This window comes from Fortiea sp. LEGE XX443 (genome assembly GCF_015206815.1).
Lineage (GTDB): Bacteria > Cyanobacteriota > Cyanobacteriia > Cyanobacteriales > Nostocaceae > Nostoc_B.
In genome coordinates this window covers 62,527-73,619 of sequence record NZ_JADEXZ010000023.1, presented here as the reverse complement: position 1 = coordinate 73,619, position 11,093 = coordinate 62,527, and the positions used below count along the sequence as shown (strand labels likewise).

At 42.6% G+C, this 11,093-nt stretch carries 11 protein-coding genes; 9 read left to right on the top strand and 2 right to left on the bottom strand.

Features of this window, described 5'->3' with window-relative positions:
• Positions 1 to 819: 819 nt before the first annotated feature.
• Entirely contained in the window at positions 820 to 1,356 is a 537-nt protein-coding gene (locus IQ259_RS11450; protein WP_228014484.1) for a hypothetical protein, read from the bottom strand.
• 65 nt (positions 1,357 to 1,421) lie between these two features.
• On the opposite strand from IQ259_RS11450, the gene IQ259_RS11445 reads away from it, so the two are divergent.
• The 9 genes from IQ259_RS11445 to IQ259_RS11405 all read left to right on the top strand — a co-directional run bounded on the left by IQ259_RS11445 (position 1,422) and on the right by IQ259_RS11405 (position 9,251).
• The gene (locus IQ259_RS11445; RefSeq protein ID WP_193884731.1) at positions 1,422 to 2,624 is read left to right on the top strand and encodes an HNH endonuclease; all 1,203 of its coding nucleotides are present in this window, start codon (positions 1,422 to 1,424) and stop codon (positions 2,622 to 2,624) included.
• Between the two features lie 76 nt (positions 2,625 to 2,700).
• Positions 2,701 to 2,946: a hypothetical protein gene (locus IQ259_RS11440; protein WP_193884729.1), complete on the top strand. Its 246-nt coding sequence runs from the start codon at positions 2,701 to 2,703 to the stop codon at positions 2,944 to 2,946.
• Positions 2,947 to 3,059: 113 nt separating this feature from the next.
• The gene (gene sixA, locus IQ259_RS11435) at positions 3,060 to 3,554 is read left to right on the top strand and encodes a phosphohistidine phosphatase SixA (protein WP_193884727.1); all 495 of its coding nucleotides are present in this window, start codon (positions 3,060 to 3,062) and stop codon (positions 3,552 to 3,554) included.
• 112 nt (positions 3,555 to 3,666) lie between these two features.
• Positions 3,667 to 4,803: a citrate synthase gene (locus IQ259_RS11430; RefSeq protein ID WP_193884725.1), complete on the top strand. Its 1,137-nt coding sequence runs from the start codon at positions 3,667 to 3,669 to the stop codon at positions 4,801 to 4,803.
• A gap of 647 nt (positions 4,804 to 5,450) precedes the next feature.
• Positions 5,451 to 6,569 carry an NADH-quinone oxidoreductase subunit NuoH gene (gene nuoH / locus IQ259_RS11425; protein ID WP_193884723.1) on the top strand — a complete coding sequence of 373 codons (1,119 nt, stop codon included), beginning with the start codon at positions 5,451 to 5,453 and terminating at the stop codon, positions 6,567 to 6,569.
• Between the two features lie 82 nt (positions 6,570 to 6,651).
• Positions 6,652 to 7,236 carry an NAD(P)H-quinone oxidoreductase subunit I gene (ndhI, locus tag IQ259_RS11420; RefSeq protein WP_193884721.1) on the top strand — a complete coding sequence of 195 codons (585 nt, stop codon included), beginning with the start codon at positions 6,652 to 6,654 and terminating at the stop codon, positions 7,234 to 7,236.
• Between the two features lie 131 nt (positions 7,237 to 7,367).
• Complete coding sequence (locus tag IQ259_RS11415) at positions 7,368 to 7,967, top strand: NADH-quinone oxidoreductase subunit J (protein WP_193884719.1); 600 nt, start codon at positions 7,368 to 7,370, stop codon at positions 7,965 to 7,967.
• 51 nt (positions 7,968 to 8,018) lie between these two features.
• Positions 8,019 to 8,324 (top strand): NADH-quinone oxidoreductase subunit NuoK, encoded by a 306-nt coding sequence (gene nuoK, locus IQ259_RS11410; RefSeq protein WP_006199065.1) that lies wholly within the window; start codon positions 8,019 to 8,021, stop codon positions 8,322 to 8,324.
• Positions 8,325 to 8,330: 6 nt separating this feature from the next.
• Positions 8,331 to 9,251, top strand: a complete 921-nt coding sequence (locus IQ259_RS11405) for an NAD(+) kinase (RefSeq protein WP_193884717.1) — start codon at positions 8,331 to 8,333, stop codon at positions 9,249 to 9,251.
• Positions 9,252 to 9,455: 204 nt separating this feature from the next.
• Here the strand turns inward: IQ259_RS11405 and purF are convergent, their stop codons facing one another.
• Positions 9,456 to 10,955, bottom strand: a complete 1,500-nt coding sequence (purF, locus tag IQ259_RS11400) for an amidophosphoribosyltransferase (RefSeq protein WP_193884716.1) — start codon at positions 10,953 to 10,955, stop codon at positions 9,456 to 9,458.
• Between the last annotated feature and the right edge of the window lie 138 nt (positions 10,956 to 11,093).

Below are 11,093 nucleotides of genomic sequence, written 5' to 3'. Positions count from 1 at the left end.
TGGAACCACTCTGACCCCTTCCCGAACTCAGATGTGAAACGCTGCTGCGGCTACGATAGTTGGAGGGTCGCCTCCTGCCACAATAGCTCGATGCCAGGTCTCTATTTTCAAAAAGCCTCTTTCGTAAAATTACGAAAGAGGCTTTTTGCTTTGGTGTTGCTCAATGCTTCGGACACAATTAGGCAGCATTCACACCTTAAGAGCCTAGGTTTTGGTGGTTGTACCATTTCACGAAACATCTAATACAGATGTAAAACTTGCGATAAAAATGCCCACAATGTTATCAATGGGTCAAATAATCGCTTTTTGTATTTTATTTTTAGCTCAGTTATGGCTTGCTTAATTACCGATTCTGGTAATAGTTCTTTAAAAGGTAAACCTAAACTTTGACGCTCATTTATCCTTGAGGATTTGTACTCTTAGTGTCACAGTAGTAGTAATTTTGGTTTTGGCTTGCTCGTTTCAATTAAAGTATCTAATGAACGAGTAAGCTTTTTCTACTTCCAGAAATTTTTGAAACATCTCTGCTTTCTGGCACTTTCCTTTCTGCTGCTTCTTTAAAACAAATAAACGCGCTTATCTGTGCTAATTAATGCTATTACTGTAGACTTAGGCATCCCAAGCCGTAGCCTTTATTCTCTAACACTTTGAGCTTTTCTTAGTACCATTCGGCTAATAACCCTCTTTTACCCCTTTTTTAAGGGGGTCGCCGCAGGCGGGGGGAGCTGAATCTAGGATGACCAAACCTTTATCCGAAAAGTATTGGCTTGCCACTACTCCAAAATCGCTTTGTTCTCTTTCCTCATCATAATGCTTCTATTAACCGGCATTTTTCCCCGCTATTTCATCATTCCCTTTTTCCCTAATCTTAGTCACCATCTCCGGTAAATCAGGATTTAAAATTTTTTCACTTAACTTTGCCAAAATTGCTTGTCGTAACTGCTGATCGTCAGGTAATTTCGCTAAAATTTCGTCACCCAACTTCTCAACCTGTGATTCTCTGCCATGATATACCCATACCATTCGATGAATTTCCTGACCATCGGGACGAGTCATGGTAATGCGTCGCGCTTCAAAGCCTTCCCCTTTGGCGGCGACTTCCTTTCGCAAAGCTTCCAAATTCTTGAACCGTCGCACCAAATCTGCTAACTTCATTTCAAATGCAGTTACATCATCATCAGTCCAAGATTCCGCAAGTTTATCCGCCACAATCATCACCAATGCTTCCAAGTACTGAGAATCACTCTTGGATTCATCCGATGCTGCAAAATTGAACTGCGATAGGCGATCACAAATCAGAGTTATGGAATGACTCAAGCAAGCAGATGAAGCTAAACGTAAACATAGTAAATACACGGCTTATGTTTAGTATATTTAATGGCTAATATTATGATTGTCATGATTAGCCAATTGTATCTCTGATGGCAACTATAATTTTTTTGTGCAACGGTGACGCTGAATATTATACTGAAAAACGAATAATTCCAAATAAAGACTTACCAGAAGAAATCAAGTTAAAATTTTTAAGGAACAAGGACTACTATAGAACATCTTGGAGTTGTGGAAATTCTAAATTTATAAAAGTCGGAGATAGAGCCTATTTCAAAACAAGCGGTAATATTGGTAATTATCCTAATGGGTTTATTGCTGCTGGTCATGTTATCGCAGCGCCAAAAGATGATCAATTAAAGCGTCTAGACAGAAAATATTCAGACTTAAGTGAAGCGTATCTAGATGTATATGATAATGGTTGTTTTTCTGTGTATATTCAAATTGATTCAATAGTAGACTTCAATATTCCTTTAGAACAAAAAGATTTAAAGAAATTATCTGGATTTAAAGGAGTAAATTTTAATTTTGGAGGAAGCGGTTGTAGATTTGATGAAAACGCTGCTGCCTTTTTAGATTCGGAATGGGAAAAGCATTCTCTAATACAGCAAAGACAGAAAAGAGGAAGTAGACTCGTTGACGTATTCTTTGATCAAGGTGAGGCTTGCAAGCAAAATAAGGAGTATCATGCTGCAATTGAGGCATATAAATCAGCTTTAAAAGTTAATCCAAAATATTCTAAAGCAATTTATAGAATAAATATTTGTGAATCTATTTTGAAGGCAAGCGCAGATAAGCCAATTATTAAACCACCATTTCCAGATGAGAGTAAACTAATAACCGCCAGAAAAGAGCTTGATAAAGAAAAATTCTTGACTTTTAAAAGTTATGCTGATGCTTGCGAAAAAATTACTGTCTCAATCGCTAGGAGACAAGGGCAACAAAAGTTTCGTCAGTCCTTGCTAGAAGTTTATTTTGGTAGGTGTGCAATTACTAATTTTGATGCTGAGGCAGCCCTGGAAGCTGCTCATATAATTCCTTATATTGAAACTGAAAATAATGAGCCATCAAATGGGTTGTTATTACGTGCAGATTTACATACCTTATTTGACTTAAATCTTATTACTATCAACCCAGAAACAATGAAGGTTCATATTCATCCTACTCTGCAAAAAACAGCGTATCGAACAATTGAAGGGAAAGAAATACAAGTTCCGGAGGATGAAACGCGCCGTCCCAACAAACAGTTTTTAAAACAGAGATTGGAGCAGTGTGAATGGTGGAAAAATGTGTAGTGCGATCGCTCATCGCTGTCAGGTATGACAAGATAGTTAATATGATAACTTATTGCCCCAAGATAAAGTAATTTTAATGACACAGCAAGAGTTGTTGAATGAATTTTTATCTCTTCCGGTTGAAGCACAGCGTCAGGTAATCGATTTTATTGCTTTTTTACGACAAAGATATAAAGCCGTTGAAGCAACCTCTGAGTCACCAGATTCTGACTTGGTAAATAATAGTTTTATTGGAATGTGGCGCGATCGCCAAGATTTAGCTGACAGTAATGCTTGGGTGCGTAGTGTTCGAGATAGTGAGTGGTCAAAATCCAATGACTAACTTTAAACTAGCAATCGCCAAAACCATGCTTGAATACGTAGTGTTCGAGAATAATTAGGATATGTTAATTCACATCAGGCATAAATCCTAACTCAGCACCCAGGACTATAATTGTGGAACTGTATTTAATTCGTCATGGCATCGCTCAAGAGAGGGAAGCTGGCATTAAAGATGAAGAGCGCGAACTTACCAAAGAAGGACGACAAAAAACCGAGAAAGTCGCCCAGCGTCTCATCAAGCTGGATTTGCAATTTGATTTAATTGTCACCAGTCCTTTAGTCCGCGCTCGCCAAACAGCAGAAATTTTCATTGCCACCGGACTCAGTTCGCAGTTAGAAGAATCTACTCACCTTGCTCCTGGTGGTAATCTTTCCAGTTGGTTGGTTTACTGGTTAGAACCCAAAAATTATTCCCAAAATACCCGACTTGCCTTAGTGGGGCATGAACCTGATTTGAGTAGTTGGACAGAAATTCTTCTTTGGGGAGAAGCCAAAGGCGGTTTAGTCCTGAAAAAAGCAGGTATGATCGGAGTAAAACTACCAGAAGCAGGCTCTGTTGTGGGTCGTAGTCAGATGTTCTGGTTGACACCACCCAAGTACTTGCTATGACAGTTTTTCAACTCTTCTCGAAGAATTGTTGTAAGAACGGCTACTGTTATGGTGAAAATGATTTCTGGTAAGTTAGCGTGTTCAGATATTTCACAAAGTAAATGGTGTTGCCATGATGGTGTGTGAATTCAAGCCTGGATTAGAAGGCATTCCCGCCGCCCAATCGAGTATCAGCTACGTGGATGGGCAGAAAGGAATACTAGAATATCGTGGCATCCGGATTGAAGAATTAGCAGAAAAAAGTACCTTTCTGGAAACTGCTTATCTCCTAATCTGGGGTGAACTGCCAAGTAAAGAAGAACTAGAAGTATTTGAGGATGAAGTTCGCCACCACAGGCGGATTAAATACCGCATTCGGGATATGATGAAATGCTTCCCCGAAAGTGGTCATCCAATGGATGCTTTACAAGCCTCAGCTGCTGCTTTGGGCTTGTTTTACTCCCTACGAGATTTACATAACCCCGCCTATATTCGGGATTCAGTTGTGCGCTTAATAGCAACTATCCCCACAATGGTGGCCGCATTCCAGTTAATGCGTAAGGGTAATGACCCGGTGAAGCCTCGTGATGACTTAGATTATTCCGCCAATTTCCTCTACATGCTCAACGAGAAAGAACCGGATGCTTTGGCGGCAAAAATCTTTGATATCTGCTTGATTTTACAAGTCGAGCATACAATGAATGCTTCTACCTTTAGTGCCAGGGTAACAGCTTCTACTTTGACAGACCCTTATGCTGTAGTTGCTAGTGCTGTGGGAACCTTGGGTGGGCCACTACATGGTGGGGCTAACGAAGAAGTCATCCAAATGTTGGAAGAAATCGGCTCTGTAGAAAATGTTCGTTTTTACGTAGAGGATAGACTACAACGCAAAGACAAGCTGATGGGTTTTGGGCATCGCGTCTACAAAGTCAAAGACCCACGCGCCATAATTTTACAGAACCTAGCAGAGCAACTGTTTGAGAAATTTGGGGCAGACAAGTACTACGACATCGCCCAAGAGATGGAACGGGTGGTTAAGGAAAAACTGGGTCACAAAGGGATTTATCCTAATGTTGACTTTTACTCTGGTTTGGTGTACAGAAAGATGGGTATTCCTACCGACTTATTTACACCAATATTTGCGATCGCCCGCGTTGCTGGTTGGTTAGCTCACTGGAAAGAACAACTAGCAGAAAACCGGATTTTCCGACCTACCCAGGTTTACAACGGTAAGCATGACATTCCTTATACCCCTTTCGATCAACGTTAACTAGTAGTTTGATCGTTAAGAACGCACCTACCTTCAGTTAAAAATATCAGCATCAACCGCCCAGTGTGGGGAATGAGAAAACCTATCAGCAGTAAATAACCGTTGCCCAAACGCAAGCGGGAGCTTTTTGATGCTTGCACTGGGAGACTGGGGAGACTAGGTGAAAAACTTCCCCCATGCTCCCTACCCCATAGTGAATCTCAATCCTAGCCATAGGTAGAAGTTCTTGTATAGCTACAAGGACTGAAAACCATGCAACGATATACTAGGCATGGGAATATGGCAACAAATATTTAATCAGGAGTCATCTCAGAAGAATGAAGGACAAAGACTGTTCGCCCCTGGCGCTCCCGCAGGGTAGGCTAAATGCTGAAGAATAAAGGTTGAAGGATAAAATTTCATAATTCACACTTCATACTAGCCTGCGGCAAGCCCTTCTCTGCGTTCGCGTAGCGTGTCGTCAGACAGAGGCTACGCCAACGGGTGACGCTCCTGCGTCGCTAACAGCAGTTGCTACCCTACGGGAACGCTTTCAGCGAACAAGTCTGGGAACCCGCCCAACGCACTGCTTCACCGCTAAAAGCGTCTACACACTTCATACTTCACACTTCATAATTCACACTTCAATTGACTTAAAGAGCGGAAACATGAATTCAGGAATTGATCTCCAAGAAACTTTTATTAAATCCGTAATGGATTTAGGACTACCAGCAGGCACAGCCAAAGCAATTTGGATGCCTCTGCCAATGATCCTGATGCTGATTGGGGCGACAGTAGGTGTATTGGTCTGTGTGTGGCTAGAAAGGAAGATTTCAGCAGCAGCACAGCAACGGGTTGGCCCTGAATTTATCGGGGCTTTTGGCTTACTGGCTCCGGTAGCAGATGGTTTGAAGTTAGTGTTTAAGGAAGATATCGTACCAGCTAAAGCCGACCCCTGGTTGTTTACTCTTGGGCCGATAATTGTGGTGTTGCCAGTATTTCTGTCTTATTTGATTGTGCCTTTTGGACAGAATATCATCATTACAAATGTCGGTATGGGAGTCTTCTTGTGGATTGCCTTGTCTAGTATTCAGCCAATTGGGTTATTAATGGCTGGCTACGCATCCAATAACAAATACTCTCTCTTAGGAGGGTTGCGAGCAGCAGCGCAGTCGATTAGTTATGAAATTCCGCTGGCGTTGAGTGTGCTGGCGATCGCTATGATGTCTAACAGCCTCAGCACAGTTGACATCGTAAATCAGCAATCCGGTTATGGTATCCTTGGCTGGAACATTTGGCGACAACCAGTAGGCTTTCTCATCTTTTGGATAGCCGCTTTGGCTGAATGCGAACGTTTACCCTTCGATCTACCAGAAGCTGAAGAAGAAATAGTAGCAGGCTATCAAACTGAGTACTCAGGTATGAAATTTGCGCTATTTTACCTCAGTTCTTACGTCAACTTAGTGCTTTCTGCTTTATTAGTATCAGTTTTATATTTAGGCGGTTGGGATTTTCCCATTCCCATTAACACCATAGCTGGTTTGTTGGGCATTAGTGAAGCAGAGCCTGTATTGCAAGTAGTCACAGCTGCGTTGGGTATCACTATGACTGTACTCAAAGCCTATTTACTAGTATTTGTTGCTATCCTGTTGCGTTGGACAGTACCACGGGTTCGTATTGACCAACTCTTAGACTTAGGATGGAAGTTTTTGTTACCAGTTGCGTTGGTTAATCTCTTGCTAACCGCCGCCCTGAAATTAGCCTTTCCCTTCGCTTTCGGTGGATAAACCAATTTGAGGTTTGAGATTGAATCTAAAATCTCAAATTCAAAATCCAAAATCCAAAATTGAACAGAGAGAGTAAAACACAATGCTAAAGTTCTTGAAGCAAGTTGGTGATTACGCCAAGGAAGCAGTGCAAGCCGGTCGTTACATCGGTCAGGGTTTATCTGTCACCTTCGACCACATGCGGCGGCGGCCAATTACCGTACAGTACCCTTATGAGAAACTGATTCCTGGTGAACGGTTTCGCGGTAGGATTCACTATGAGTTTGATAAGTGCATCGCTTGCGAAGTATGTGTGCGCGTATGTCCAATTAACCTACCCGTAGTGGATTGGGAATTTGATAAAGGTAGTAAAAAGAAAAAGCTCAAACACTACAGCATTGACTTTGGGGTTTGTATCTTCTGCGGTAACTGTGTGGAATACTGCCCTACCAACTGCCTATCCATGACAGAAGAATACGAACTGTCCACTTACGATCGCCATGAATTGAATTATGACAGTGTAGCCTTAGGTCGTCTACCTTACAAAGTCACAGATGATCCAATGGTCACACCGTTACGGGAACTAGTTTATCTACCTAAGGGCGTACTTGAACCCCACGATTTACCCGCAGATGCACCTCGTGCTGGCGCACTTCCCAAAGACCTTGTAGAACAAGTAGAAAAATAAAAGTCATTTGTTCTTTGCTAATGACCAATGAAGTCTAAAGGGTGAAAAAATCAGTACATCCCTTATCTGTTGATAGTTGAAGTAATTTCATACTTCATACTTTCTATTGACCATTGACTGAGGATAAAAAAGTGAATCTAGCGGAAGGAATACAGATTGTTACCTTTGGCATACTAGGCGTGATGATGATTGGAGCCGCGCTGAGTGTAGTGCTGTCTTCCAACATTGTTTATTCTGCCTTTATGCTAGGAGGCGTGTTCATTAGCATGTCAGGAATGTACCTGTTGCTAAATGCTGACTTTGTAGCAGCAGCCCAAGTGCTGGTTTATGTTGGAGCAGTTAACGTGTTGATTTTGTTTGCCATCATGCTGGTAAACAAGCGCCAAGATTTTGCACCATTTCCCAGCACTGGAGTCCGGAAAGTATTGACAAGTGTAGTCAGTATTGGGCTATTTGGACTTTTGAGTGCAATGGTTTTGGCCACTCCTTGGGCGTACTCAGCTACTCCCGTGGCTGGTGAAAGTTCGATAGTTTTGATCGGTGAGCATTTCTTCAGCGACTTTTTATTACCTTTTGAACTGGCTTCGATTTTGTTGCTAATGGCGATGGTAGGAGCAATTATTTTGGCACGTCGTGAGTATCTACCAGATCAAGTAACACCTTCCACTATTTTGACTTTGCCAGAGCGTCCCAGAGAACTGGTATCAGCAGGTCAAGAAACCAAAGAGTAAAATTTGCGAACTAGAAACAGTCAGCATATTTCAGAAGGAATACTAGGATTCATGCAACTTCAGTACTTTTTATTACTGGCAGCAGCTTTATTTTGTATCGGCATTTATGGTTTAATTACTAGTCGTAATGCGGTGCGAGTGCTGATGTCGATTGAGTTACTACTAAATGCTGTTAATTTGAATTTAATGGCATTTTCCAACTTTCTTGACTCAACATTAATCAAAGGCCAAGTATTTACCGTCTTTGTCATTACTGTCGCTGCTGCTGAGGCGGCGGTGGGTTTGGCGATTGTCCTGGCCATTTATCGCAACCGCGATACCGTCGATATGGAGCAGTTTAATCTCCTGAAGTGGTAATTTTGCGTGCAACTCAAGCAGGTAATCATTGCTTATAAAGCGCGAGATTCTCAAAGTAAACGCTGGGCAGAAATTTGTGCCAAGCAACTAGAAAATCGCGATTGCCATGTACTAATGGGGCCTAGCGGGCCAAAAGATAACCCTTACCCTGTGTTTTTGGCATCAGCTGGTCAACCAATTGATATGGCTTTAGTACTCGGTGGTGATGGTACTGTTTTAACTAGTGCCAGACATTTAGCCCCAGCTGGTATCCCCATTTTGGGGGTAAACGTGGGAGGCCATCTGGGCTTTTTAACCGAGTCTGTAGATGAATTTCAAGATACGGAAAAAGTTTGGGATCGGCTATTTGAAGATCGCTACGCCATCCAGCGGCGGATGATGCTACAAGCATCAGTGTATGAGGGTCATCGCACAAATTTAGAACCAGTTAGCGAACGCTACCTTTCGTTAAATGAATTTTGTGTCAAACCTGCTTCTGCCGATCGCATGATCACCTCAATTCTCGAAATGGAAATTGATGGTGAGGTAGTCGATCAATATGTCGGAGACGGTTTGATTATTTCTACCCCCACAGGTTCTACTGGTTACACAGTTTCGGCAAATGGCCCAATCATGCACGATGGTATGGAGGCTGTTACTATTACTCCCATTTGTCCCATGAGCCTTTCTAGCCGTCCCCTAGTTTTACCACCTGGTGTTGTGGTTAGTATCTGGCCGTTGGGCGATTATGATTTGAGTACCAAATTGTGGATGGACGGCGTGTTATCTACTTCAATTTGGCCTGGACATCGCGTTGATGTGCGGATGGCTGAGTGTCGAGCTAAATTCATTGTTTTACGCGAGAACAATTCCTATTATCAGACACTGCGAGACAAGTTACTCTGGGCAGGTACAAGGGTTCGCTACAGTAATAATCATCGTAATTGATTGACACTGCCAAGTAGTATTAAGTGTAATTTTCCGCAATTGGTAATGGGCGATGTCTGACGACAAGCCGCAAAGTGTCTACGCTTCTACCTCGGTCACTTTTCTCTACCTCAAAGCCTCCGATTACAAATATCCGGCTATCAAAGTACTTGAGAATCTGATAGCCGGATATTCTATTAATTGGCAAATTATTTAATTACCGTACTAGACTATTACCTTCTCTAAAATCAATTTAGAACGCTTGACTTGTTCAGGAATCGCAATTGGGTAATCTCCTGTAAAGCAGGCGGAACAAAAACTCTGGGTATCTTCGCCCGTAGCTGTCAGCATTCCTTCCCAACTGAGATAGGCGAGGGAGTTGACTTCCAGTTGCTTGGTAATTTCTTTAACTGACTTGGTAGCAGCAATTAGCTGATCTTGGCTATCAGTATCAATGCCATAGAAGCAGGGATGCGTAACTGGTGGTGAAGAAATTCGCATATGTACTTCCGCTGCGCCTGCATCGCGCAAAGCTTTTACTAGTTTCCGGCTAGTAGTACCCCGCACAATCGAATCATCCACAATTACTACTCGTTTACCTGCTAATACATCTTTGAGGGGGTTGAGTTTCATGCGGATACCTGACTCGCGCATGGCTTGGGTTGGTTGAATAAAAGTTCGCCCTACATAACGATTTTTAATTAGCCCTTCGACATAAGCTATACCCGAAACTTGGGAAAACCCAATGGCGGCGGGTATACCAGAATCAGGCACACCAAAAACAATATCAGCTTCTACAGCAGATTCGGCGGCTAGTTGTCTTCCTAAACGCATCCGATAGCTGTACAAACTCTCGTTGTGCATAACACTATCAGGGCGAGCAAAGTAAATCATCTCAAAGATACACAATTTGCGTTGCGGCTGGGGACTCCAGTGGAAAGAAGCTAAACCTTCTTCAGTAATCCAGACTAATTCTCCTGGTTCTACATCTCGCAGGTATTCAGCGCCAATAATGTCTAAACCACAAGTTTCAGAAGACAATACATAACGGACTGGATTGCTACCCACAGCCCCAATTACCAGAGGACGAATACCATTGGGATCACGAGTACCCATAATCCCATCCGGTGTACCAATGACTAGACTAAAGGCTCCTTGACAGCGTTGAAACGCTTGAATAGCACCATCTAGCCAATCTGCACCAGAATTGATTGCTTCTGCGATCGCAAAGGCAATCATTTCTGAGTCGGTGGTAGTTATTAAATTAAAATTACTCTTAAGCAATTCTTCGCGCAATTGCGGTGTATTGACAAGATTGCCATTATGTGTTAGCGCTATGGAGCCTAAACGAGTTTCCACTACAGCCGGTTGAGCGTTAACTCTACGGCTAGAACCGGTGGTGGAATAACGAGTGTGTCCAACGGCTAAATCACCTGGCAACTCTTCTAAAATAGACTCGTTGAATACTTGAGACACCAAGCCCATATCTTTATGTAGGTGGACTTGCGTACCTTCAAAAGTAGCAATCCCAGCTGATTCTTGACCCCGATGCTGGAGGGCATACAATCCAAAGTAGGTCAGTTTAGCAACGTCTTCTCCTGGTGCGTAGATGCCAAAGACACCGCAAGCTTCTTCCGGCTTGTCAGGACGATCTTCTTGACTATTGGTTGGGTTGTTAGTCTGTTCGGGGTATTCATCCGAAGTGACGGAATGGTTGGGAATCATGCTGGCTTTGCTCCTGGTGGGGGTGTCGACGCAAATTATTAATTCGTAATTCGTAATTAATCTAGGGTAAAAGGAAGCAACCCTACAGGTCTTTCCTTTATGGGTGGAGCTTAAATCCCCACCATAAATGTAATTACG